A 22756-nucleotide genomic window follows, 5' to 3' on the forward strand; every position below is an offset into this window, starting at 1 on the left:
GGCCGGTCACCTCGGGTCACAGCGGTCATTCGTTGCCGTCAGGTGCGACCACGCGCCCCTTAGGGGTTCCGTAACGGGCTACGGTTCCTCGGGCTCCTCACGGGCGGCCCGATTCAAGACCGTCTCGATCCGATCCCGGGTGATCTCGACGCGAGCGCCGACCTCTCCGGCTGCGACCGCGCCGCAGGCGTTCGCGACCGCCAGCGCACGCTTCAGGGTCCCCCCGTCGAGCCGTGCGGCGAGAAAGCCGGCCGCGAAGGCGTCGCCCGCGCCCGTCGTGTCGACCACGTCGGCGTCGAAGCCGTCGTGGGTGTGCGTCAGGTCCGCGGCGCGGTCGTGCGCCTCCGACCCGTCGCCGCCGTGGGTGACGACGAGCGTCGCGTCCGCCCGGAGCGCGCCGTATCGAGTTGCGCCGTCCTCGTCCACGTCGAGCAGCGCGGCCGCCTCTCGCCGGTTGCAGAAGACAACGTCCGCCAGCGACAGCGCCTCGGTGAAGTCACGCTGGGCGAACTGGCGGCCGGGAGCGACGCTGACGGTGGCGCCGAGTTCTCGCGCACGCCTCGCGAGCGCGCCCGCGACCTCGGGGGGCTGGTTCGTCAGGTGGACGTGGTCGGTGTCGGCCGTCAGCGCGTCCGGCGGGAGGGCGTCGGCGGTGAACGCCTCGTTGGCGCCCTCGTTCGACAGCACCATCACCTCGCCGTCTGCGTCCACGATCAGGTACTTCACCGCCGTCTCCCCCTCGGCCTCGACGAGGTGCGTTCGCACGCCCGCCCGCGACAGGTCCCGGCCGGCGAGCGTTCCCGACTCGTCGGCGCCGACCGAGCCGAACAGCGACGCGTCGAGGTCCAAGCCGGCGAGCACGGCGGCGACGTTGGCGGCGCTCCCTCCGCCGGCCTGGTGGCGCCGGCGGATCTTCACCTCGCCGTCGGGTGCCGGAAGCCGGTCGACGATGAGCGTCACGTCCCAGTTCACGTGGCCGACACACAGCACGCTCGGGCGATCGGACGACCGAGCGCCGTCGCTCGCGGGATCGGGGCCGTCGCGGTCGGCGTGGCTCGCGCTGTCACCGCCGCTGCGGTCGTCACCGCTCATGCGGTCGGCCCCGACTCGTCCGATCCCGCCTCGGCGGGCCCCTCCCAGGGCCGGTCTGCGCTCTCGCCGAACAGTTCGCGCATCAGCGTGACGATGCTCTCGGGCGGGAACTGGCCCGACTCGGTGACGATGGCGTCGACGTACCGCGGCGGCGTCACGTCGAAGGCGGGGTTCTCGACGGTGATGTCGCCGATGTCGGCGCGCGAAGCTTCGTCGATGACCTCCGCCTCGTCGCGCATCTCGATCTCCACGGTGTGGCCGGTGAGCGTGTCCGGGTGGAGCTTGATCGTCTGGGCCGCGACCATGATCGGGACGCCACGCTCGCGGGCGTTGACGGCGAGCCCGGAGGTGCCGATCTTGTTGACGACGCCGCCGTCGGCGGCGATGGAGTCGGCGCCGACGAGCACGTGGTCTGCGTCGTCCAAGTATCGGCGGGCCGCCGAGTCGACGACGAGGGTCACGTCGACACCCAACTCGCGCAGTTGGCTCGCGGTGATGTGCCCCTGGTTTCGCGGGCGCGTCTCTTTGACGATCGCCGAGATGTCCTTGCCCTGCTCGACGGCCGCCTCGACGCACGCGAGCGCGTCCGTCGAGTGACAGTGGGTCATCACCGTGTCGCCGTCGCGAAGGCGGTTTGCGCCGACGCGACCGAGGTCGTTCTGTGCGCGGTCGAGCCGGTCGACGAACGCGCTCACCGCCGCGAGCACGGAGTCGCGGAGGGCCTCCACGTCGTCGCCCTCCATGCGACCGAGCGTGTACCGGAGCGCGTTCGGCAGCGACACCGCCGTCGGGCGGGTGTCGTACAGTCGGCGGCCGGCGCGCCGCATCGCCCGCTCGAACTCCGCGGGCGTGGCGGACTCCGTCGCCGCCTCGCGCGCCTGTGTCGCGAGCGCGTCGGCCGCGGCGCGCGCGATGGTCGCGGCGCCGCGGATCTCCATCGAGGCGATGTCGTCGGCGGTGGACTCGACCGCGTCCGAGCGCGGAGGGTCGCTGGTCATGCCCCCTCCGTTAGCGGCGGTGGGTTATCAGTTGTCGGGTACGCGAGCCAATCGACAGCGACGGCGACGGCCTCGCTCACGGGCCGTCGGAGAGGAACCGCTCTGCGGCGGCGAGACAGTCGGGCTCGTCGGCGACCGCCGAAAAGCCCTCGACCAGCCGCGCGCGCTCGTCGGGGTCGCTGGTCGCCGCGCGGACGTACCGCTTCACCAGCGCGACCGACGGCGCAGGCGCGGAACGAACTGCCTCGACCAGCTCCTCGACGGCGTCGTCCAGCTCCGCGTCGTCGACCACTCGGTTGCACAGCCCCCACTCGCGGGCCGTCGCAGCGTCGATCGGGTCGCCGGTGAGCGCGAGTTCGAGCAGTCGCTTGCGCCCGCAGGCCTCGCCGACGCGCGCGACGGCGTACGGCGGGTACGCGCCGATCGTCGCCTCCGGGAGCGCGAACGTCGCGTCCGCGGTCGCGACCGCCAGGTCCGCGGCGGCGACGAGCTCGAAGCCGCCGCCGTAGGCCGGGCCGTCGACGGCGGCGATCACCGGGACGTCGACCTGCTCGGGGCCGAACAAGGCGTCGTACAGTCGGGTTGCGAGCGTCGCCGGCGCGACGTCGTCCCCCAGCCCCGCGACCGAGGCGATGTCGTCGCCGGCGCAGAAGGCGTCGCCGGCGCCGCGGAGCACGACGACGCGCGCCTCCTCGGCGCCGCGATCGAGCGCCTCGCGGAACTCGGCGAGGCCGTCGAGCGTCAGGGCGTTACGCTTCTCCGGGCGGTCGAACGTCACCGTCGCGACCGCGCCGGTCGAGTCGTAGCGGATCACGGCCGGTGGTTCAGTCAGTCGGATGATAAAATCGGGGGCGGTCGACTCGACCGCGCCGAACCGGGCGGCTCAGGCCCGTCGGCGGCGTGCGAGGCCGGCCGCGACGGCCAGCGCGGACACGGCCAGCCCCGCGCCGAATCCGGCACCGGTCGTCTCCGTCTGTGTGGCGGTCTCGGAGGGCGTGGCAGTCACGGGCTCGTCCTCGGGGACGACCCGTCCGGTCGCCTCGGTGATCGTGGTCCCATTGTGGCTGACGGTCACCGAGAAGTGATTGCCGGGCGATTGCCCCGAGAGGTCGAATTCCGCGGCGAACGTCCCGTCTTGCGCGACCGTCGCGTCAGCGCTCTTGAAGAACCGCGGGGACGTGTCACCGGCGGACTGCACGCGAACGCTCACGGTCGAGCCCGCGTCCAATTCGCCCGCGGTTCCGCGGACGGTCGCGCCCTCGACGGCGTGGACGCGAACGGTGTCGTTTACCGTCGACAGCGACGCGTCGTCCGCGGCGGCGACCGTCGGGGCGAACCCGCCGACCGCGAGTCCGCCGACGGCGAGTAGCAGCGTCGCAGCAACAGCCAGTCGTCTGATCGTGGAGGGCGTCTTCATGCACTCGATCGATAGACGAGTCGGGAGGTAAACACGACGGAGACCAAAAGAGCGATTTTCGTTAGACGGCGACGCTGCGCGGGGCCCGCCGAACGACGTCCCCCGAGGTCCCGATCCGTCCCCCCGAGTCGCTCGGCTTCGCCTCTCGCCTCGCGGTTTTCATGTGCGGCGCGTCAGCGAGCGCGCCGCCGCCTTTCGGTCGCCTCAGTCGTCCGCGGGCGCGACGCTCTCGACCGCGGGAACATCGATTTCGCCCGCGTCGAGTTCCGCCTCGACCTCGCGAGCGGCCTGCACGAGGTTCTCCATCTTGCCGTAGGCGGCCTCCCGGGGGAGCAGCTTCAGCCCGCAGTCGGGGCTGACGGTGAGCTTCTCCGGGGGCACGACCTTCAGACCCTGTTTGATGTTCTCTTTGATCTCCTCGACGGATTCGACCTCGGCGACGTGCGCGTCGACGACGCCGAGCGCCAGATCGGGCGCGAACTCGCCGTCCGCGAACGTCTCGATCTGCTCGTAGTCGTCGTTGCACAGCTCCACGTCGAACTCGTCGATCGGGTACTCGTTGATCTCGGGGTAGACGCGCGAGTAGTCGCCGTAACAGACGTGGAGGCCGATGCGAACCTCGTCGTCGATGTCGCTGACGATGCGCTCCAGACACTCGCCGACGATGGCGTGGTCGTCCGGCGTCGTCGCCAGCGCGGGCTCGTCGATCTGGATGTAGCGGGCGCCGGCCTCGACGAGCTTCTCGATCTCCTCGTTCACCAGGTCGGCCAGGTCGTACGCGAGCGCCTCGTCGTCGTCGTACGCCTCGTTGAACGCCCAGTTCGCGAGCGTGTACGGGCCGGTGATCGGCACCTTCACCGGACGCGACGCCACGTCGTCGACGAACTCGAACTCGTCGACCAGCCACGGCTCGTCGTACTCGACGCCCTCGACGACCGACGGCTTGTCGAAGTAGTTGTGGCCCCACACCTTCACGGGCCCGTTGAACTCGTAGCCGTCGATGCGCTCGGCGAAGAACTCCACCATCTCCTCGCGGCGCATCTCGCCGTCGACCACGGTGTCGAGGCCGGCGCGCTCGTGCTCGTGGGTGATGACGCGGCAGGCGTCGTCGGTGGCCTCTTCCCACTCCGATTCGCCGAATGGGTGGTCGTCGTCCTCGAAGTGGTCGCGCGCGCGGTTCAGCCACTTGGGCTTCGGGTACGAGCCGACGACCGTCGTCAGCAGGAAGTGGTCGCTGTCGTGGTTCTCGGGACGGAACTGCTCGCGGTTCTCGGGGTTCCGGCTCATGCTTCCACCTCCGTCTCCGCGACGTCCGCGTCGCCCGCGGCGATATCGGCCGCCTCGGCGAGCACCGAGAGCTTCGCCTGATGTTTGTTCACCGGGAGATAGAACGGCTCGGTGTTGGTGGTGACGTACGTCGTGTCGAAGTCCTGGGCCGGGATCTGGTCGTGAACCCAGTCGACGCGCTCGGCGACCGTCTCGGCGTCTTCGACCAGCGTATTCTGCCCGTCGACGAGCCCGAGCGCGATGTCGTCGGTCGTGCCGAGTTCGTTGATGCACTCCAGATTCGCCTCGCGGTCGGCGGCGACGAAGTCGAAGCCGACGGCGTCCACGTCCGCGTCCATGAGGTGCGCGTAGGCCGTCTCCTCGAAGGCCTCCCAGTACGTCTGGACGACCACGTCGGCGTCGGTCGCGCCGGCGACGCGGTCGATCGTCTCGCTCGCGAGTTCGTTCAGGTCGTCGCCCGGCGCGTTCGTCACGTAGGAGGGTTCGAGCAGGAACAGCGTCTCGTGGGCCGGGAACGCCTCGGCCTCGCCGGCGAGGAAGTCGCCGACGGCGTCGAGGAACTCGGCCTCGTCGCCGTAGTGCTCGTCGGTGGCGAGGTCCGCGAGGGTGTACGGTCCCGGGAGGACGGCCTGGAGCGCGTCGTCGTCGCCGAGGAGCGCCGTGGCTCCGTCCAGTTCGTCGGCCACGTCGCCGGAGGCCGTGAGATCGCCGACGACGCGCGGGTCGCGGTAGAAGTTGTTGTTGTCGTAATAGCGGACGATCCCGCCGGTCTCCACGTTGTCGTGGACGGTGAGCGGGTGTGCGAGCATGTCGTCCCAGCGACCCTGTCCCTCGACGGTCCGGTCGAGGCCGGCGTCGCGCTGGTCGGCGACGAACTCCGCGCGCACGTCGTCGTACGCGTCGGCGACGGCGACGCCCTCGTCGCCGTCGATGAGGTCGTGCTTCTGGTGGCCTTTCAGGTCCGAGAGGTTCTCTTTCGCCCAGTCCGGAAGCGGGTACAACCCCGGTGTGGTGGCGACTACGTCAGTCATCGCTAGTCGCTACGAAATGCCGACGCATAATACTTCTTGTTCGATTAAATGTTTGGTAGTTATTCCTTGCTGAGCCGGTGTCGAAGGGCGAGAATCGACAGCGACTCGAACGGGTACGATTCCTCGGCGACCGTTTCCGCGTGCAAGCCGCGATCGACGGCGTACTCGACCACGTCGGCGAACCCCGTCAGCGAGGAGACGAGCAGGAGCGCGACGCCGTCGGTCGCGAGCGCCCGCGGGAGGTCGTCGAGGAAGGGCTCGATGAGCTCGCGGCCGGACTCACCGCCCGACAGCGCCACCTCCTGCCAGTCGTCCCACTCGTTGTCCGGGTCCGTCGGGAGATACGGCGGGTTGAACAGGACCGTATCGAGCGACCCGTCGCCGAAGGATCCGAGGAGGTCACCGCGAACGGCCTCCACGCCGCGGTCTCGGGCCCGTCGGCACGCGTGGGGGTTCACGTCGCTGCCGATCACTCGGTCGGCATCGCCCTCAGTCAGGACCCGCTCGGCGACCCACCCCGAGCCAGTACCGACCTCGAGGGTAACCCCGCGAGCGTGCTCGACGGCCGCCTCCGCGAGCAAGCCGGAATCCTCCGCCGGGGCGTACACGGGGGCGTCGAGGCCGCGGCGCGCCGCGAGGGCGTCGCGAGTGGTCGCCGGATCGGGAGGGGAAGCACCGTCGGATCCCGGGTCCTCACCAGCGTCAGGCATCGGTCGTTCCTCCGGTGCCACCGGCGTCGTCGTCGCCGTCGCGGTCGGACTCGGATCCGTGGCTGTGGTCCGCATCCGCGGTCGAGAACGGCCCGGATTCGGACCGACCAGACAGCTCCCGCTGCGGGAACGGGATCTTGATTCCTGCGTCGTCGAACGCCCGCTTGACCGCGAGCGTCACCCGAGTCCGGGCCTTCCACATCTTGCGGGCGCTGGGGTTGCTGATGTAGAAGCGGAGCCGCATGCCGATCGCGGAGTCTTCGAACCCCGTGAGTACCGCGTGGGGCTCCGGCGGCGACAACACGAGGTTGTGGTCGTTCATCGCCTCCTCGGCGACGTCGATCGCCTCGTCGAGATCCGTGCTATAGTCGAGCGCCACGTCCACGTTCAGGCGGAGTCGGCCTTTCCGCGAGCGGTTCACCACCTCGGTATCGGTGACGATGTCGTTCGGGACCATCACGTACTCGTCGTCGAACGTCCGGATCCGGGTGTTGACGATCGTGATGTCGGTGACGATCCCCTCCTGGTCGCCGATGACGACCCAGTCGCCAAGTTCGAACGGCCGGGAGAACAGCACGACGAATCCCGCGAGCACGGCGCCGAGCGTCTGTCTCGCCGCAAGCCCGAGCACGATGCCGGCGAATCCGGCGCCGACCAGGAGGTTCCCCGGGTTGACGCCCCAGACCGTGAAGACGACCAACAGCGCGATCGCGTACACCGCCACTTGGACGACGTGGTGGGCGATCTCGGTCTGATGCTCCGACAGCGCGTTCTGCTCGCGGCCGACGTTCCGGATCGTCCGCTTCGTCACGCGCGTCAGCAGGATCGAACCGATCAGGATCCCGATCGACAGGGCCGTCCGTGCCACGTTGCGGCCGTTGAACACCGTCTCCGGCACCGCTTCCCCGACCAGCGAGACCCCTCCCCAGACGATCACCACGAACAGGCCGAACGTGACGCCGGCGGTCGTGACGACCACCGCCTGCGCGGACTCGACGGCCAGCGAGTGGCCGTCGAGCCGCTCTTTGAGCGCGGGACCAGTCCAGCGAACCGCCGAGACGATCGCCGCGAGAAGCCCGGCGGCGACGACCGTCGCCGCGATCCGCGCGCCTGGCGTCGACGTGACCGACTGGACCCACGAGATCACGTCAGCGACGACCGTCATCGTCGTCTCGAGAGCGGGTGTGGCGACCATCGCCGCCGCCGCGGCGAGCACTGATCCCGTCCCCGTCACTGTCCCGGTCCGATAGCGCTCGTCTCGCGGGCCAACTCAGTCAACGACGCGAACGCCGCCGGCGGCAGGTCGCCGGGTCGCTTCGAGAGCGTGTCCTCGTCGGCCGCGTCGACGACCGCGTCGGCCTCCTGCAGCCCCGAGATGTGCGCCGTGTTCCGGATCGCGTTGCGGACCGTCTTGCGCCGCTGCGTGAACAGCGCCTTGACGAACCGGAGGAAGAACGCCTCGTCGCCGACCTCGTAAGACGGGTCGCGTGGCACACAGCGGACGACTGCGCTGTCGACGCGCGGCTGCGGGTCGAACGCCTCCGGGGGGACGCGCTCGACGATCTCGACGTCCGCGTAGTGCTGTGCGGACACGGAGAGCCGGCCGTACTCGGAGGTCCCCGACTCGGCGACCATTCGGTCGGCGAACTCCGCCTGAAACATCAACACCAGCGGTCGCCCGAGCGGGAGTAGCCGGAAGGCGACCTCCGAGGAGACGCCGTACGGGAGGTTCGAGACGGACGCGGTGAACCGCGGAAGGTCGACCTCGAGGGCGTCGCCTTCGATCACCTCGAGTGCGCCGTCGGCGACGGCGTCAGCGAACTCCTCGCGGAGAAAGGCCGCGAGTTCGCGGTCGCGTTCGACGACGGCGACGCGGTCGCCGGCGGCGAGCAGGCGGTCGGTGAGCGCGCCGGTCCCGCCGCCGATCTCGAGGAGGCGCGAGCGGTCGGTCCCCTCTGGGAGGTAGTCTGGGAGCCGGTCGAGCACGCGGTCGTCGACGAGGAAATGCTGGTCGCGGTCGGGGTCGCCGCGGACCCCCGCGCGCCGCCGGAGGTCGTCCGGATCGCGGAACTCCGGGGTAGCGTCGGTCATTACTCCCAGTTGACCGTCGGCGGCGGTAAATCCGTCCATTCGGTCCGAACGACCGATCGCGCCCGGCGAAGGTGGCTGTGGGTCGGACTACTTGTTCGCCGTCGGGGCGTCGACGCCGACGAAGATTCGGTACTTCAGGTCGTCGTCGCGGAGTTCCTCCATCACGCGTTCGACGAGCTTCTCCTTCGGACTGTGGAGCCCGGACACACGCTCGTCGAGGTCGTCGAACGACTCGAAGGGGCCCCGCTTGCGCGCGTCGAGGATGTTGTTCCGCAGTTTCTTGCCGATCCCGGGGAGGAGGTTGAGCTGGTGGAGCCGCAGCGAGATCGGCTCTGCGTCGTTGTAGAAGTCGACGAACCGACGCTCGTTCGTCTCGATGACCTCCTCGACCACGTACGTCAGTTCCTGGCGGGCGCCGCGGTTGAGGTCGTCGTAGTCGACCCGGCGTGCGCGCTTGATCCCTGGCGCGGTCTCGGGTTCGATCTGAACGAGGTCGTCGATGCCGAACTCGGCGTCGTCGGTCAGTTCGAACTCGAACAGCCGGAAGTCCCGCTCGCCGAGTCCGTACGCGACCGCGGGCCGACGGTGCTGGGGGCGGTCGTCGTCGGCGCGGCCGTGCGGGAGGTACTCGAGGACGTACGCGTGGACGGCGCCGTCGTCTGTGGCCTCGGCGGCGTCTCCGGACGCGTCGGGCGGATCGCTTGCCGGCGCAGAATCGCGTTCGTCGTTCATGCGATGCGATAGGTTGGCGGAGGTGATAAAAGGTCGTCGCCGTCGCCGCGTTCCAGCGACCGCGCGGGCGACGACGCGTCGCCGAGTCGGAGACCGCGTTACGCGTACTTCGCGACGACGTCGAGGATCGCGTCGAGTTCGTCCCCGTCGAGCGCGTAGCGCTCCTGGGCGTACACGGCGCGGACCTCCGTTCGGTCGCGCGGGAGGAGGTCGGCGATCTTGTAGGCTTGCGGCTCGTCGACCTTCTCCAACTCGAGCAGCTCTTCGACGAGTTCCAGTGACTCGTCGGGGTCGAGGAAGGCGAACCGGTTGACGTGGTCAACAGCGCGCGCGAGTTCGTAGCGCATCTCGCGGTCCTCGTCGGTCGCGCGATCGGCCTCGATGGCGCTGAGCAGTTCCTTCGCCTGTGAGACGGTCAGGAACTCCTCGCTCAGCTTCTCCTTGAAGATCGTCATCGGGTCTACTCGGTCTGCGCCTTCAGGTGCGCGGGCTTGGCGAGGATCGTCTTGGTCTTGCCGCCGTCGACGATCTCGACTTTGACCGCGGCGCCCTGCATGCCGACCACGGTTCCGGTGTGGCCGTTGAAGCGAGCGTGGAAGCGGCCGTCGTTGACCGACGGGTCCAGCTTCAGGTGAACCTTCTGTCCCTCGTCGAACTCGGCGATCGCGCGCTGGGGCGGCGAGGTGCCGCGGTCGCGGGGGTCGTTCGAGAGTTTTCCGCGTGTACCGTGAAGGGGTCCGTTTGAACTCGGCATAGTCGTGCGCACGTCTTCTCTTGTCGCGGGTATAAATGGTGCGTTCCGCGGGCAGGGTGGTGCTCGGTCACACGCCCGGGACGTGATCGATCTGACTCCACAAGAGGGGTGGTCTCCGAAATCAAGAAACCGGGTACGCCGACGCCGGCGGCGACGAAAAGCGTGGAGCGATCGCTGGCAGTTCCCGCAAGCGAGGAGGCCCAGGAAGGTTACGCGCCGATGTACTCCTCGTTGATCTCCCACTCGCCGCGGTCGTTCTCGACGAGGTACTCCCCGTAGTACGGCACGCGGTCGTCGACGACCGTGCGGAACGACTCGCGGATCTCGGATCTCGTCATCTCGCCCATCGACTTCAGGTCGTCGTTGCGGTTGAGACAGCCCTTCAGGTATCCCTCGTGAGTGACGCGAACGCGGCCGCAGTTGGCGCAGAAGTCGTCGTTCTCGACGGGATCGACGATCTCCACCATCCCGAGTCCGGCGGCGTCGGGGTCGTCTGGGCTGGCCGCGTCGGCGTCGCCGACGTAGTAGCGCTTGCGGTCGTGCATCTCTCGGTGTTCGACGCGGACGGCGATGTCAGAGAGCCAGTCGTGGACGCGCTGGATGTCGATGTTCCACTCGGGCTTTCCTGTCAGCTCTGGCATGTACTCGATGAGCTGGAGCTGGAGCCCGTCGTTCTCCGCGACGTGCTCGACCATCCCCTCGACGTAGCCGGCGGTGTGTTCGAACACGACCATGTTCAGCTTCACCGGGGCGAGCCCGGCGTCGACGGCGCAGCGAACGCCCTCCAGCACCTGCTCGTAGGCCCCGGACTTCGTGACCTCCGCGAACGCCTCGGGGTCGAGCGCGTCCTGAGAGACGTTCACCCGGTTAAGCCCGGCGTCGACGAGGTCTTCTGCACGACCGGGCAGGAAGGTGCCGTTCGTCGTCATCGAGGTCTCCATGGAGTCGGGCGTCCGTCGGATGATCTCCTCCAGATCGTCTCGCAACATCGGCTCGCCGCCGGTGAACTTCACCGCGTCGACGCCGAACTCGGCGGCGACCTCCAGAACGCGAACCACGTCGTCGGTCGACATCTCGTCGTCCTGGGCGTCCATCGGCCCGCGCGTGTCGCCCAGCCCCTCGTTGTGGCAGTAGACGCAATCGAAGTTGCACCGGTCGGTGAGCGAGACGCGCACTCCGGTTACTTCCCGCCCGAAGTCGTCGACCAGCGGTGTCGGCATTATGTAGCATTCTTCGTTCGCGCGTACTTGAACGTATGGGACGATCGGGACAAATAGTAACTGGAACAAGTTACTCTCGTAGTATCTAAATAGATACATCGATCCCCTTTGGCCCGCGCTGAATTTCCCCGTGGGAAACCCTTATTCGGAGCGCTCGCCGACGGCACCTATGGACGAAGCCGCCGTACGCGAGCGACTCGAGGGCGTCGAGGACCCGGACCTCGGGACAGACATCGTCTCGCTCGGCCTGGTGAACGCGGTACAGGTCGACGACGAGGACGGCGTGATCCGCGTGTCGCTGGCGCTGGGGGCGCCGTACGCGCCCAACGAGACGGCGATCGCGGAGGGCGTCCGCGACGCGCTGGCCGACACGGAGTACGCGCTCGACATCTCCGCGAACGTCGAGTCGGACCTCTCGGCCGGCGAGGAGGTGCTCCCGAACGTGAAGAACGTCATCGCCGTCGCTTCCGGGAAGGGCGGCGTCGGCAAGTCGACGGTCGCGGTGAACCTCGCGGCGGGCCTGTCACAGCTCGGCGCCCGGGTCGGGCTGTTCGACGCGGACATCTACGGGCCGAACGTCCCCCGGATGGTCGACGCCGACGAAGCGCCGCGAGCGACCGACCAGGACACCATCGTGCCGCCCCAGAAGTTCGGGATGAAGCTGATGAGCATGGCGTTCCTCGTCGGCGAGGACGACCCGGTCATCTGGCGCGGTCCCATGGTGCACAAGCTGCTCACACAGCTGGTCGAGGACGTCGAGTGGGGCGCGCTCGATTACCTCGTGCTCGACCTGCCGCCGGGCACCGGGGACACGCAGCTCACCATCCTCCAGACGCTGCCGCTCACCGGCGCGGTGATCGTCACGACACCCGAGGACGTCGCGCTCGACGACGCGAACAAGGGGCTCCGGATGTTCGGCAAGCACGACACGAACGTGCTCGGCATCGTCGAGAACATGTCGGGGTTCGTCTGCCCCGACTGCGGCGGCGAACACGAGATCTTCGGCAAGGGCGGCGGCAAGCAGTTCGCCGCCGACAACGACCTCCCGTTCCTCGGGGGCATCCCGCTGGACCCGTCCGTCCGCGCCGGCGGCGACGGCGGCGAGCCGATCGTCCTCGACGACGAGCCGGGCGAGGTGGGCGACGCGTTCAAACTCGTCACCGAGAACGTCGCCAACAACGTCGGCGTGGTGCGACGGCAGACGGTCAGTCAGCGCGCCCAGCAGAACTCCCCCACGCAGTAACGCGAACCTCCGCTGCGCCACGGGACGGCAGCACACACCGCTTTTCACGAGCTCCGATCGAGTCGCAAAGGGCTTAGCCGGGGGCGCACCCAACCCGAGGTATGCCCGACGACGAGGACGCGCGCCTCCCGGAGGCTCCCGGGGAGGACGATGATTCAAACTGGCAGCTGGCCCCCGACTCCGAAGCGGAGTTCGCTGCCGACGCGGAGGCAAGGCGGTTCCTCCGCGCGGTCGCCGAGGACGTGCGCGGCGACTCCGGCGAGTCGAAGCAGCTCTCCGCGATACTCTATCGCGTCTCGGACCTGTACGACGCCGACGAGGACACCTCGCCCGAAGAGATCTACCTGAACGTCAGGCGGATCATGCAGATCAAAGAGCGCGGCGGGTTGAAGCGGGAGTGAGATCGGCTGCGGTCGCGGTCACGGTGCGGAAATCACAGTAGCTGTTCCGTGACTGAGGGGTGAGGAAGTCAGTCCGAACGAACGGCGCTGTTGGCGTCATCAGACGGCTTCGGCGCCAGAGTAGCGGCCCACAGAGTACGAATCCGACAGCATACAACGAGTTTTGACGGGATCGCGCGTCTTCGGCGCGCGAGGACCCGGTACACGACGTTTACTGGAACGTCCGTCCCAGCTCGGTCTCCTGCTCGTCGCGCGCCTCGCGGTTCTGGAACCGCTGTTCGACCTCTTCGTAGCGCTGTCTGGTCTCCTCGGTGACCGAGGGGTTCACCTCGTCGAGTGCGTCCTCGAAGTGTGCCATCGTCACGCGGACGTTGCCGACGGAGTCGTCGACCTCCTCCGGGGAGACCGACTGGATGAACTCCCGTGAGGCGTTCATCGACGCCTCCCGCGAGACCGCCTCGATGTCGGCGCCGACGTACCCCTCGGTACGGCGCGCGAGCGCGTCGAGGTCGACGTCGTCGGCCAGCGGCTTGTGCTCGGTGTGGACCCCGAAGATCTTGCGGCGTCCCTCCTCGTCGGGGACGGGCACGTGGACGTGGCGGTCGAGCCGACCCGGGCGAAGCAGCGCGTTGTCGATGAGGTCCGGGCGGTTCGTCGTCGCGATGACGACCACGTCCTCCAGGGTCTCCAGCCCGTCCAACTCGGTGAGCAGCTGCGAGACGACGCGCTCGGAGACGCCGGAGTCGCCGGAGTTGCGTCCGCGCTCGGTCGCGATCGCGTCGATCTCATCGAAGAAGATGATGGTCGGCGCGTTCTCGCGGGCCTTGCTGAAGACCTCGCGGACGCCCTTCTCGGACTCGCCCACGTACTTGTTCAGCAGTTCCGGCCCCTTCACGGAGATGAAGTTGGTCTCGGACTCGTTGGCGACGGCCTTCGCGAGCAGCGTCTTCCCCGTCCCTGGCGGGCCGTACATCAGGACGCCCTTCGCGGACTCCATGTCCATCGCCTCGAACACCTCGGGGTAGTCGAGCGGCCACTGGATCGTCTCGCGGAGGCGTTCTTTGGTCCCCTCGAGCCCGCCGACGTCCCCCCACGTGACGTCGGGGACCTCGACGAAGACCTCGCGAAGCGCGGAGGGTTCGATCCCCTTTAGCGCCTCTTTCATGTCCGCCCCGGTCACCTGGATCGACTCCAACACCTCGGCGTCGATCTCGTCGTCCTCGAGGTCGATCTGCGGGCGGATACGCCGCAGCGAGTTCATCCCCGCCTCCTTCGCGAGGCTCTCCAGGTCGGCGCCGACGAACCCGTGGGTCGTCTCGGCGTACTCGTCGATGTCGACGTCGTCGGACAGCGGCATGTTCCGCGTGTGGACCTGCAGGATCTCCTTGCGGCCGTCCCGGTCCGGGACGCCGACCTCGATCTCGCGGTCGAAGCGGCCGCCGCGCCGGAGCGCGGGGTCGATCGCGTCCACGCGGTTGGTCGCGCCGATGACGACGACCTCGCCGCGCTCCTCGAGCCCGTCCATCAGCGAGAGCAGCTGGGCCACGACGCGGCGCTCCACGTCGCCGCCGGCCTCCTCGCGCTTGGGCGCGATGGAGTCGAGCTCGTCCATGAAGACGATCGCGGGGGCGTTCTCCGCCGCCTCCTCGAACACCTCACGGAGTTGCTCCTCGCTCTCTCCGTAGTACTTCGACATGATCTCGGGGCCCGAGAGCGTCTGGAAGTGCGCGTCGATCTCGTTGGCGACGGCCTTCGCGATCAGCGTCTTGCCGGTTCCAGGCGGCCCGTGCAGGAGGACCCCCTTCGGCGGCTCGATGCCGAGCCGCTTGAACAGCTCCGGGTGACGCATCGGCAGCTCGATCATCTCGCGGACCTGTTCGAGCTCGTCGTCGAGCCCGCCGATGTCCTCGTAGGTCACGTCGGGAGTCTCCGCCCCAGCCGCGGCCGTGTCCTCGGCGATCTGCTCGGCCGGCTTCTCGGAGATCTCCACTTCGGTGGAGTCGGTGATGACGACGGTTCCCGAGGGGTTCGTCGAGGCGATCTTGAGCGGCACCGCCTGGGACCCACCGCCCATCAGGCCTAAGCCGAGCGGGAACCGGATCGTCTGTCCCTGCGTCACGGGCTGACCGGAGAGCTTGTCTCGGATGATCGAACCGATGTTGCCGCGGATCCCGAACTGCTGGGGAAGGGCGATCGTGATCCGCTCTGCGGGCTCGACGTCGGCGGGCTCGACCGCCACGCGGTCGTCGATGCCGACGCCCGCCTCCTGACGGAGTTGCCCGTCGATGCGGATGACGCCCGTGTTATCGTCCTCGGGATAGCCCGGCCACACGCGGGCGATCCCGGTCGAGTCGCCATCGATACGGATGTAATCGCCGCCCGAGAGGTCGAGTTCGTCGGCGGCGACGCGGTCGATCGCCGCGAGCCGGCGCCCCGCGTCCTTCTGTTTGAGGGGTTTGACCGTGAGCTTCATGCGTTGATCCCGATCGTGAGTACGGCGTTCTCGATGTCAACACTTGCGGCCGAGCCGGGGAGTTCGAACTCGAACTCCTCGTCCGCTCGACCGTCTTCGCGGGCGATCACGACGATCGCGGTCCCGTCGACCGTATCGACGGTCACGTCCTCGTCGGCGGCGTTCAGGTCCGCCGCGATGACCGTCCCGTCGTCGTAGTCGTACCGGCGGAGGAACCGTTCGCGCCGGTCGACGGTGTTGTGTTGGTTCATTTGTGCTAACTACAAGTAATCGATATAACTATATAAATGTGTCGCTGGTGAATCGAAGGAGGGAGCGGCGTGATTAACTGTACGGTCGAGTTGCAGTTCACAGTTTCGGCCGTCGCGATCATCGCAACCGCCCCGGCCGATTTATGCTCCCGCCCCCGCGAAGTTCCGATATGAACACAGCGGAACACCACGGTCGAGAAACGACGTATCGGACCCGCGGCGCGGCGGCCGACGGTCCGGGGCTGTTGTGCGTGCACGGGAGCGGGGGAACCAAAGACATCTGGACGAGCCAATCGCGGCTCGCGGATCGGACGCCGGTGACGGCACTCGACCTCAGCGGCCACGGCGACAGCGACGACGTGGAGGCCGAGCCCGGCCCGGAGGCACTGGAAGCGTACGCCGACGACGTGGTCGCGGTCACCGAGGCGACCGACGCGTCGGTGATGGTCGGCAACTCGCTCGGCGGCGCGGTCGCGATGTGGGTGGCGCTCGAGCGCGACCTGTCACTCGACGGTCTCATCCTCACGGGCACCGGCGCGAAGCTCACCGTGCTCGACGACCTGCTCGTGTGGCTCCGGGACGATTTCGACCGCGCCGTCGAGTTCCTTCACGGGGCCGACCGGCTGTTCCACGACGCCGACGAGGAGACGCTCGCCCGCTCGCGTGCGGCGATGCGCGAGGCCGGCCGGGCCGTCGTCGAGCGCGACTTCCGGACCAGTCACGAGTTCGACGTTCGGGATCGCCTCGGTGAGATCCAAGAGCCGGTGCTGGCCGTCGTGGGCGAGCACGACGGGCTCACGCCGCCGCAGTATCACGAATACCTCGCCGACGAACTGCCGAACGGCGAGGTGGCCGTGCTCGACGACGCCGCACACCTGGCGATGATCGAACAACCGGACGCGTTCAACGACGCGGTCGCGTCGTTCCTCGACGAACTGTAGCACCGGCTCGACGGAGCAGGCTGGAGTGGCGTTTCAGTTCGCTCCCTCCACCCCGGGAGTCGAGCGGCGAACGTTCAAATGCGATGCCGGCACCAGCACCGCCGTGCCGAACTGAGACGCTCGGGTCGTTCAGCGGGTGTGCGACTCACCGACTCGAGTGCAGCGCGAGTCGCCTGTAAGCCACCGACGGAACCCGGCGGCGTCAGTACACGTCGTCGACGTCGTCTTCGACGTGACTGTGCTCCTCCGCGGGGAATGTTCCCGTTTCGACCTCGCGCTTGTACGCCTCGACGGCCGACGCCATCTCGCCCCGGAGATCTGCGTACTGCTTCGAGAACGGGGGCGACCACTCGTCGAGCCCGAGCACGTCGGTGATCACGAGCACCTGGCCGTCGGTCTCGGAACCGGCGCCGATACCGATCGTCGGGACGTCGAGCGCCTCAGTGATCTGGGCGGCGAGGTTCGCAGGGACGTGTTCGAGCACGAGCGAGAACGCGCCGGCATCCTCGTGGTCGTTCGCCAACTCCAGCAGCCGCTCGGCCGCCTCTGGGTCGGTTCCCTGCCGCTGATAGCCGCCGAGTTGGTTCACGTGCTGCGGAGTCAGACCGAGATGCGCCATTACCGGAATTCCGAGTTCGGTGAGTCTCCGGGTCAGTTCGACCGTGTGGGGGCCTGACTCGATCTTCACGGCGTCGGCGTCCGCCTCTTTCAGCATGCGCCCGGCGTGCTCGATGCTCTCGGCCTCGTCGACGCCGAACGAGAGGAACGGCATGTCCGCGACGACGAGCGCGTCGTCGGTCGCACGAGCGACGGCAGCGGTCCGACTCTGCACCTCGGCGAGCGTGACGGGCAGTGTCGAGTCGTGGCCCAGCACCGCGTTCCCCATCGAGTCGCCGACGAGGATCACGTCGATCCCGGCGTCGTCGATGACCGCGGCCGTCGGCGCGTCGTACGCCGTCAGCATCGTGATGGGGTCGTCGCCCGCCCGATCTCGGAGGTCGCGCGTCGTAACCATGGCCGGTGGGAAGGCACGTGGCCCGATTAATCCGACTGTTCTGGACCGCGGTGGGTACCGAACGAGATACCGACGGCGAAACCGGTATCGCTGCGAGAGCGGGCGTCCTAGCCAGTGCGCGATCGGAGACCGAGTACTCCCGCCGGTGGTCGGCGTCGCCCTCGTGGTCGCGGTGCTCATCGCGACGATCGTGGGATCACCGGGCGGACGCTGCTCGTCTCCGAGGTGACCGTCCCGGAACAGCCGGCGAACGTGGGCCGCTGACTCGCCGTATCTGCGGCCGAAACCGACACGGCTTACCCGGTCGCCCCGAACGGGGAAGCGTGCCCGAGCGCATCGAGTCCACCGATCCCGAGGGGGTCGATTACGGGTGGGTGATGCAGATGACGTTCGTCGTCACGGTGACCGCCGGCGCCGTGCTCGTGGCGGCGCTGTCGGCGTTCGTGACGCTCCCGACTTGGGGCGCGCGCGCGAGTTTCGCCGTCCGAGTCGGCGCCGTGATCTGGATCGTGACTGCACTGGCAGCCTACTACTACGAGAAGAACGTCCGAGCCGAGTGAGCCGCAGCGGTGCCTTCGGCGACGCTACACCCACCGGAAGTCGACACCGGCGCGTCGCGCGGTCACCGCGTCGCGCTCGGAGTCGCCGACGAACAGCGCTCGGTCAGGTTCCGCACTCAGGTCCTGCAGCGTCGCCACCAGCGGCTCGGGATCGGGCTTGTACGTCGCTACCGAGTCGCGACCGACGACGGCGCCGACGTGGGGAGTCAGGTCGTGACGATCGAGCGCGGTCCGACAGGCGGCCTCACAGTTGAGCGAACAGACGCCGGTCGGCACCGACAGCGGGAGGTGATCGGCGTGCGGGAGGCGCGTCGACGCCGCGGCGCCCCGGGTCTCGTGGTCGGCGAGCACCGCCTCTAATTCCGAGCGGAGGCCGGCGGCGTCGGCCCGCTCCAGGAGCCCCCACAGGTCCGCGCCGTCGGCGTCCCGGCCGTTGCGCTCGAACAGCCCGATCGCATCGCGTGCGGCGGCCTCCCAGTCGACTACGAGGTCAACGAGGGTTCCGTCGAGGTCGAAGACGACCGCGTCGTATCCCGTATACTCATCGGTCACTGGACTACAACAGCTCCCGGGCGATGATCGTCTTCTGGATCTCGGTCGTTCCCTCGTAGATGGTCGTGATCTTCGAATCCCGGTAGAGCCGCTCCACGTCGAACTCGCTCATGTAGCCGTAACCGCCGTGGATCTGGACGGCCTCGTTCGTCACGTCGACCGCCGACTCGCTCGCGAAGTACTTCGCCATCGACGCCGCGAGCCGCGGGTCCTCGCCCGCGTCCGACTGGCGGGCCGCCTCGCGGACGAGCAGGCGCGACGCCTGCACCGTCGTCGCCATCTCGGCGAACTTGTTGCGGACGGCCTCGATCTCGGCGATCGGGGCGTCGAACTGCTCGCGTTCGTGAGCGTACTCGCGCGCCTCGTCGAACGCGGCCTGCGCGAGCCCGACCGCCTGGGCGGCGATGGCGATCCGGCCGCCGGTGAGCGTCTTGAACGCGGCAGAGAGGCCCTTGCCCTCCTCGGTGAGTCGGTAGCGTTCCGGAACGCGCACGTCGGAGAACTGCATCCCGACGGTGTCGGAGGCACGCAGACCCAGCTTCTCTTCTTTCTTTCCGACTTCGACGCCGTCGAGGTCGGCGGGGACGAGAAACTGGGTGATCGAGGCGTCGTCCTCCGGGTCCGCCTTTGCGAAGACGATGTACACACCCGCGCGCTCGCCGTTCGTGATCCACTGCTTCTCGCCGTTGATCACGTACTCGTCGCCGTCGTGCTCGGCGGTCGTGGCCATCTGCGCCGGGTTCGACCCGGCCCCCGGCTCGGAGAGACAGAAGGCGCCAACCGGCCGACCGTCGACCAGCTCCGGCAGCCACTCGTCTTTGACCGCTTCCGAGCCGAAGCTCGCGATGCACGAGGCGGCGAGGCAGTGGACCGAGAGAGCGGTCGCGACGGCGAGGTGCCCGTACGCGAGCTCCTCGTTCACGATCGCGTACGTCGAGCGGTCCGCGTCGAACCCGCCGTACGCCTCGGGGACTGTCAGCCCCGTCAGATCGAGGGCTGCCAGCTTGTCCCACGCCTCTTCGGGGAACGTCTCGGTCTCGTCGGCCTCCCGGGCGCCCGGACGGAGTTCCTCGACGGCGAACTCGCGTACCACCTCGCGGATCGCGCGCTCCTCGTCGTCAAGGAGTGACGGGGAGTGCCCATACGCGTCTGCGTTCGCGTGTGTCATACCCGGAGACTTCGACCCGCAGCGGTTAAGCGTGTCTGACTCGCCGGTCGCGGTCGCCGCGACGGCGACTGAGACGTCCTCAGTGTGCGGTAAGCGGTCCCTTGTCGGCGCGAAAGTCACGCTTACCTTTCCGGGAGGACCACGAGTGTGAGTTCGATGCGTCTTCACATGCGACCGCTGCTCATCGCGACGGTGGTGCTTCTCGTGCTTGCGCCCGCTGTCGGGGCGGTCAGCAACGGTACGGTCGGCGCTGCCGGCGTCGGCGGGCCCGACTCAACCGGCACCCACGCACAAACGGCGACTGTCACGCTCACCATCGCGGTTCAGGCGCCCGACGGAGACCCAGTCACGGACGCGGCCCTCACCGCGTCATGGGAAAACGGCTCCGCGACGGCGACGACTGCCGGCAACGGCCGGGCCTTCGTCGACGTGCCCGCCGGGGCGACCGTCGAGGTTAGCGTCGACCACCCGGAGTACGTCCGAAACGCGCCGTTTGTCGTCGAGAACGCGAGCGAGGACACCGTCTCGATCACGGTCCGCCAGCGCGGGAGTCTCACCGTCAGCGCCGAAGATGACCGAGGCGACGCAGTGGCTGACGCGCGCGTCATCGTTCGCGCAGACGGCGCTGTCGTCGTCAACGGTCGGACGAACGACGACGGACGGTTCACTACCGGAACGATCGAACAGCGGTCGTATAGCCTCACGGTGGTCAAGCAGGGGTACTACCGCGTCAACCGCGACGTGGACGTGGGCGAATCATCCCGCGAGTCCGTCGCGCTCGAGCGCGGATCGGTCACCTTCTCGTTCGAGGTGTTCGACGATCGGTTCGATCCGCCGGAGCCCGTCGAGAACGCACAGCTGACGCTGGAGACGGCAGGGACGTTCCGAACGCTCCAGAACGGCGAGGCGACCGCGCAGGTCCCCGTCAACGCCGAGCTCGATCTGGAGGTGACAAAAGAGGGGTACGAGACCGTCTCGCGAACGGTTAGCGTCGAGGAGTCCGCGCGCACGGTGTCGGTGAACCTCAGTCGAACGCCGGGACTGAACGTCACTGTCGTGAACGACCGCGTCCTCGTCGGCGAGCGCAACGTCGTGACGGTCACCGATGCGTACGGCGATCCCGTCGCCGACGCGCGGGTGCTCGTCGACGACGAGGTCGTCGGCCGGACGGGCGGCGAGGGCACGCTCACGATCCGGCTCGAAGACGCCGGGAACCGAACCCTCGTGGCGGAGACTGACGATCTGACGTCGGATCCGCGGTCGATCGCGGTCGTTCGCGAGCGAACGCCGACGCCGACGCCGACCGAGACCGCCACGGAGACGCCGGCGCCGACCACGACGCCCGAGACCACGGAACCGGAGTCGAGCACCAGCTTCCCGGGCTTCACGCCGGTGTCTGCGGTCGTCGCGATCGCCGCGCTCGCGGGTGCGGCCGTGCTCGCTGCGAACAGACGAGACGACTGACGCCCGGGCCCTACCCGTCGAACTCCGACAGGAACTCGACGACAGAATCCGGGTCCGCGTCGATGCCGCCTCCTTGGGCGAACGTCGGCGATCCGCCGCCCCCACCCCCAAACTCGGCGGTAACGCGGTCGACCACGTCGCCGGCGTCGACGCCGCAGCCGGAGGCGACGACGACGAACGGTGCGGGGCCGCTCCCGACGGCGGCGACCACGCCCGGCGCGTCCGCCTCGCCGCCGACGACCGACTGGGCGGCCTCGCCGACCGCGTTCGCGTCGAACCCCTCGACTGCGCCGATCCGCCACTCGTCGCCGTCGCGCTCGACGCGATGGAGGTCGCGGACGCGGCCGACCAACAGCTCCTCGCGAACCGATGCGAGTTCGTCCGCGAGGTCGTCGCGCTCGTCCGAGAGCCGCCCGACCGCGTCGGCGACCGCGTCGACGGCGACGCCCGCCTCGCGCGCGGCGGCGCGGAGTTCGCGGTGCGTCTCGGCGCGTCGCCGGATCCCCGCGGGACCGACGGCGAACTCCACGCGCGTGAGCCCCTCGCCGGGGTTCGATCGATCGAGCAGCGTGACCGGCCCGATCTCCCGGGTGTTGGAGACGTGGGTGCCGCCGCAGGCGGCCTCGTCCCAGCCGTCGACGGCGACGACGCGGACCGAATCGGCGTCGCTCATCACGCCCTCCTCGGTCTTCGTGTTGAACGCCACCGACCCGTCCGCGCGCGCTGTCTCGACCGAGCGCTGTTCCCAGGTGACTGGCCGCGAGTCCCAGACCGCGCGGTTCACGAGGCGTTCGAGTTCGACGAGCACGTCGTCGGTGATGTCGGTCGAGGTTTCGAAGTCGACGCGGACCTTCTCGCCGCTGCGTGTCGCGTCACCGCCCGCGCGTCGCTCCGGGGGCGCGGCCGCGATCCCGAAGCCGCCGTACCCGAGGTCGTCCAACAGCCGACGCCCGGCGCCGTAGAGCACGTGGCTCGCGGTGTGGGCGCGCATGCAGTACGTCCGGAAGTCGTCGTCGACGACGCAAGCCACGGCGTCGCCAGACTCGAACGCGGGCGCCTCGGCGAGCGTGTGGACGACCGCGTGCTCGCGTGACTGTACGTCCGCGACGGGGACGCCACCGAGCGTGCCGCGGTCGGCGGGCTGGCCGCCCCCCTCCGGATAGAAGTACGTCTCCGCGAGGGTCACGTCGCGACCGTCGATCGATTCGACCGTCGTCTCGAACTCCCGCACCTCGGGGTGCGCCGGCGCGAGCGAGTCACTCATGGGTGGAGGTCGCCGTCAGGGGCGAAAAAGCGTGTGCCCGCGGCAGCATCGTCGGGTCGTCGTCCGCGTCTGGCTCTCTTCGTGGGCGCCTC

24 protein-coding genes are annotated in these 22756 nt (G+C 68.7%); 5 read left to right on the top strand and 19 right to left on the bottom strand.

Features of this window, described 5'->3' with window-relative positions; all coding sequences use genetic code 11:
- Positions 1-78: 78 nt before the first annotated feature.
- From P0Y41_RS01985 to moaA, 13 genes are all read right to left on the bottom strand, one after another.
- The gene (locus P0Y41_RS01985) at positions 79-1092 is read right to left on the bottom strand and encodes an ATP-dependent ribose-1-phosphate kinase (RefSeq protein ID WP_284062336.1); all 1014 of its coding nucleotides are present in this window, start codon (positions 1090-1092) and stop codon (positions 79-81) included.
- The gene (locus tag P0Y41_RS01990; RefSeq protein WP_284062337.1) at positions 1089-2090 is read right to left on the bottom strand and encodes a ribose 1,5-bisphosphate isomerase; all 1002 of its coding nucleotides are present in this window, start codon (positions 2088-2090) and stop codon (positions 1089-1091) included. The genes P0Y41_RS01985 and P0Y41_RS01990 overlap by 4 nt, the downstream gene beginning before the upstream one ends.
- 76 nt (positions 2091-2166) lie before the next feature.
- Positions 2167-2904, bottom strand: a complete 738-nt coding sequence (locus P0Y41_RS01995; RefSeq protein WP_284062338.1) for an enoyl-CoA hydratase/isomerase family protein — start codon at positions 2902-2904, stop codon at positions 2167-2169.
- A gap of 69 nt (positions 2905-2973) precedes the next feature.
- Positions 2974-3507: a BGTF surface domain-containing protein gene (locus P0Y41_RS02000; RefSeq protein ID WP_284062339.1), complete on the bottom strand. Its 534-nt coding sequence runs from the start codon at positions 3505-3507 to the stop codon at positions 2974-2976.
- 204 nt (positions 3508-3711) lie between these two features.
- On the bottom strand, positions 3712-4794 hold the full coding sequence (locus tag P0Y41_RS02005) for a methionine synthase (RefSeq protein WP_284062340.1): 1083 nt from the start codon (positions 4792-4794) through the stop codon (positions 3712-3714).
- Positions 4791-5825, bottom strand: coding sequence for a 5-methyltetrahydropteroyltriglutamate--homocysteine methyltransferase (locus tag P0Y41_RS02010; protein WP_284062341.1), 1035 nt, complete (start codon positions 5823-5825; stop codon positions 4791-4793). Before P0Y41_RS02010 ends, P0Y41_RS02005 begins: the two co-directional genes overlap by 4 nt.
- 59 nt (positions 5826-5884) lie before the next feature.
- The gene (locus P0Y41_RS02015; RefSeq protein WP_284062342.1) at positions 5885-6535 is read right to left on the bottom strand and encodes a HemK2/MTQ2 family protein methyltransferase; all 651 of its coding nucleotides are present in this window, start codon (positions 6533-6535) and stop codon (positions 5885-5887) included.
- Complete coding sequence (locus P0Y41_RS02020) at positions 6528-7769, bottom strand: mechanosensitive ion channel family protein (protein ID WP_284062343.1); 1242 nt, start codon at positions 7767-7769, stop codon at positions 6528-6530. The genes P0Y41_RS02015 and P0Y41_RS02020 overlap by 8 nt, the downstream gene beginning before the upstream one ends.
- Positions 7766-8626: a 16S ribosomal RNA methyltransferase A gene (locus tag P0Y41_RS02025; protein WP_284062344.1), complete on the bottom strand. Its 861-nt coding sequence runs from the start codon at positions 8624-8626 to the stop codon at positions 7766-7768. Before P0Y41_RS02025 ends, P0Y41_RS02020 begins: the two co-directional genes overlap by 4 nt.
- An 87-nt stretch (positions 8627-8713) precedes the next feature.
- Positions 8714-9358, bottom strand: coding sequence for a DUF655 domain-containing protein (locus tag P0Y41_RS02030; RefSeq protein ID WP_284062345.1), 645 nt, complete (start codon positions 9356-9358; stop codon positions 8714-8716).
- 98 nt (positions 9359-9456) lie between these two features.
- The gene (locus tag P0Y41_RS02035; RefSeq protein WP_284062346.1) at positions 9457-9813 is read right to left on the bottom strand and encodes an RNA polymerase Rpb4 family protein; all 357 of its coding nucleotides are present in this window, start codon (positions 9811-9813) and stop codon (positions 9457-9459) included.
- Between the two features lie 5 nt (positions 9814-9818).
- Complete coding sequence (locus P0Y41_RS02040) at positions 9819-10112, bottom strand: 50S ribosomal protein L21e (RefSeq protein WP_284062347.1); 294 nt, start codon at positions 10110-10112, stop codon at positions 9819-9821.
- Between the two features lie 209 nt (positions 10113-10321).
- Entirely contained in the window at positions 10322-11332 is a 1011-nt protein-coding gene (moaA, locus tag P0Y41_RS02045; protein ID WP_284062348.1) for a GTP 3',8-cyclase MoaA, read from the bottom strand.
- Between the two features lie 169 nt (positions 11333-11501).
- Here moaA and P0Y41_RS02050 point away from each other — a divergent pair, with 169 nt between their 5' ends.
- Both P0Y41_RS02050 and P0Y41_RS02055 read left to right on the top strand, forming a co-directional pair.
- Positions 11502-12575, top strand: a complete 1074-nt coding sequence (locus tag P0Y41_RS02050; protein ID WP_284062349.1) for an Mrp/NBP35 family ATP-binding protein — start codon at positions 11502-11504, stop codon at positions 12573-12575.
- 101 nt (positions 12576-12676) lie between these two features.
- Entirely contained in the window at positions 12677-12976 is a 300-nt protein-coding gene (locus tag P0Y41_RS02055; protein WP_284062350.1) for a DUF7976 family protein, read from the top strand.
- 211 nt (positions 12977-13187) lie between these two features.
- Here the strand turns inward: P0Y41_RS02055 and P0Y41_RS02060 are convergent, their stop codons facing one another.
- Together P0Y41_RS02060 and P0Y41_RS02065 are read right to left on the bottom strand one after the other, a co-directional pair.
- Entirely contained in the window at positions 13188-15449 is a 2262-nt protein-coding gene (locus P0Y41_RS02060; protein ID WP_284062351.1) for a CDC48 family AAA ATPase, read from the bottom strand.
- Positions 15446-15700 carry a DUF7127 family protein gene (locus P0Y41_RS02065; RefSeq protein WP_284062352.1) on the bottom strand — a complete coding sequence of 85 codons (255 nt, stop codon included), beginning with the start codon at positions 15698-15700 and terminating at the stop codon, positions 15446-15448. Before P0Y41_RS02065 ends, P0Y41_RS02060 begins: the two co-directional genes overlap by 4 nt.
- A 170-nt stretch (positions 15701-15870) precedes the next feature.
- Here P0Y41_RS02065 and P0Y41_RS02070 point away from each other — a divergent pair, with 170 nt between their 5' ends.
- Positions 15871-16641, top strand: coding sequence for an alpha/beta fold hydrolase (locus P0Y41_RS02070; protein WP_284062353.1), 771 nt, complete (start codon positions 15871-15873; stop codon positions 16639-16641).
- Between the two features lie 202 nt (positions 16642-16843).
- Here the strand turns inward: P0Y41_RS02070 and panB are convergent, their stop codons facing one another.
- Positions 16844-17656, bottom strand: a complete 813-nt coding sequence (gene panB, locus P0Y41_RS02075; protein ID WP_284062354.1) for a 3-methyl-2-oxobutanoate hydroxymethyltransferase — start codon at positions 17654-17656, stop codon at positions 16844-16846.
- 323 nt (positions 17657-17979) lie between these two features.
- Between panB and P0Y41_RS02080 the strand changes: the two genes are divergently transcribed.
- A complete protein-coding gene (locus tag P0Y41_RS02080; RefSeq protein ID WP_284062355.1) occupies positions 17980-18216 on the top strand; it encodes a DUF5822 domain-containing protein in 237 nt (78 codons plus the stop codon).
- 24 nt (positions 18217-18240) lie between these two features.
- Here the strand turns inward: P0Y41_RS02080 and P0Y41_RS02085 are convergent, their stop codons facing one another.
- Positions 18241-18768, bottom strand: a complete 528-nt coding sequence (locus tag P0Y41_RS02085) for an HAD family hydrolase (protein ID WP_284062356.1) — start codon at positions 18766-18768, stop codon at positions 18241-18243.
- A gap of 4 nt (positions 18769-18772) precedes the next feature.
- Positions 18773-19936: an acyl-CoA dehydrogenase family protein gene (locus P0Y41_RS02090; RefSeq protein ID WP_284062357.1), complete on the bottom strand. Its 1164-nt coding sequence runs from the start codon at positions 19934-19936 to the stop codon at positions 18773-18775.
- 147 nt (positions 19937-20083) lie between these two features.
- Here P0Y41_RS02090 and P0Y41_RS02095 point away from each other — a divergent pair, with 147 nt between their 5' ends.
- Positions 20084-21400, top strand: coding sequence for a carboxypeptidase regulatory-like domain-containing protein (locus tag P0Y41_RS02095; protein WP_465260674.1), 1317 nt, complete (start codon positions 20084-20086; stop codon positions 21398-21400).
- A gap of 10 nt (positions 21401-21410) precedes the next feature.
- Here P0Y41_RS02095 and P0Y41_RS02100 read toward each other — a convergent pair whose 3' ends face one another.
- Positions 21411-22664 carry an alanyl-tRNA editing protein gene (locus P0Y41_RS02100; protein ID WP_284062358.1) on the bottom strand — a complete coding sequence of 418 codons (1254 nt, stop codon included), beginning with the start codon at positions 22662-22664 and terminating at the stop codon, positions 21411-21413.
- Between the last annotated feature and the right edge of the window lie 92 nt (positions 22665-22756).

The organism is Halobaculum halobium (assembly GCF_030127145.1).
GTDB lineage: Archaea > Halobacteriota > Halobacteria > Halobacteriales > Haloferacaceae > Halobaculum > Halobaculum halobium.

What these genes read in the sequence shown, in the direction of transcription:
- P0Y41_RS01985 (WP_284062336.1), bottom strand. Translation starts at nt 1,092, where the DNA reads ATGAGCGGTGACGACCGCAGCGGCGGTGACAGCGCGAGCCACGCCGAC.
- P0Y41_RS01990 (WP_284062337.1), bottom strand. Translation starts at nt 2,090, where the DNA reads ATGACCAGCGACCCTCCGCGCTCGGACGCGGTCGAGTCCACCGCCGAC.
- P0Y41_RS02000 (WP_284062339.1), bottom strand. Translation starts at nt 3,507, where the DNA reads ATGAAGACGCCCTCCACGATCAGACGACTGGCTGTTGCTGCGACGCTG.
- P0Y41_RS02005 (WP_284062340.1), bottom strand. Translation starts at nt 4,794, where the DNA reads ATGAGCCGGAACCCCGAGAACCGCGAGCAGTTCCGTCCCGAGAACCAC.
- P0Y41_RS02010 (WP_284062341.1), bottom strand. Translation starts at nt 5,825, where the DNA reads ATGACTGACGTAGTCGCCACCACACCGGGGTTGTACCCGCTTCCGGAC.
- P0Y41_RS02015 (WP_284062342.1), bottom strand. Translation starts at nt 6,535, where the DNA reads ATGCCTGACGCTGGTGAGGACCCGGGATCCGACGGTGCTTCCCCTCCC.
- P0Y41_RS02025 (WP_284062344.1), bottom strand. Translation starts at nt 8,626, where the DNA reads ATGACCGACGCTACCCCGGAGTTCCGCGATCCGGACGACCTCCGGCGG.
- P0Y41_RS02030 (WP_284062345.1), bottom strand. Translation starts at nt 9,358, where the DNA reads ATGAACGACGAACGCGATTCTGCGCCGGCAAGCGATCCGCCCGACGCG.
- P0Y41_RS02035 (WP_284062346.1), bottom strand. Translation starts at nt 9,813, where the DNA reads ATGACGATCTTCAAGGAGAAGCTGAGCGAGGAGTTCCTGACCGTCTCA.
- P0Y41_RS02040 (WP_284062347.1), bottom strand. Translation starts at nt 10,112, where the DNA reads ATGCCGAGTTCAAACGGACCCCTTCACGGTACACGCGGAAAACTCTCG.
- moaA (WP_284062348.1), bottom strand. Translation starts at nt 11,332, where the DNA reads ATGCCGACACCGCTGGTCGACGACTTCGGGCGGGAAGTAACCGGAGTG.
- P0Y41_RS02050 (WP_284062349.1), top strand. Translation starts at nt 11,502, where the DNA reads ATGGACGAAGCCGCCGTACGCGAGCGACTCGAGGGCGTCGAGGACCCG.
- P0Y41_RS02055 (WP_284062350.1), top strand. Translation starts at nt 12,677, where the DNA reads ATGCCCGACGACGAGGACGCGCGCCTCCCGGAGGCTCCCGGGGAGGAC.
- P0Y41_RS02060 (WP_284062351.1), bottom strand. Translation starts at nt 15,449, where the DNA reads ATGAAGCTCACGGTCAAACCCCTCAAACAGAAGGACGCGGGGCGCCGG.
- P0Y41_RS02065 (WP_284062352.1), bottom strand. Translation starts at nt 15,700, where the DNA reads ATGAACCAACACAACACCGTCGACCGGCGCGAACGGTTCCTCCGCCGG.
- P0Y41_RS02070 (WP_284062353.1), top strand. Translation starts at nt 15,871, where the DNA reads ATGAACACAGCGGAACACCACGGTCGAGAAACGACGTATCGGACCCGC.
- panB (WP_284062354.1), bottom strand. Translation starts at nt 17,656, where the DNA reads ATGGTTACGACGCGCGACCTCCGAGATCGGGCGGGCGACGACCCCATC.
- P0Y41_RS02090 (WP_284062357.1), bottom strand. Translation starts at nt 19,936, where the DNA reads ATGACACACGCGAACGCAGACGCGTATGGGCACTCCCCGTCACTCCTT.
- P0Y41_RS02100 (WP_284062358.1), bottom strand. Translation starts at nt 22,664, where the DNA reads ATGAGTGACTCGCTCGCGCCGGCGCACCCCGAGGTGCGGGAGTTCGAG.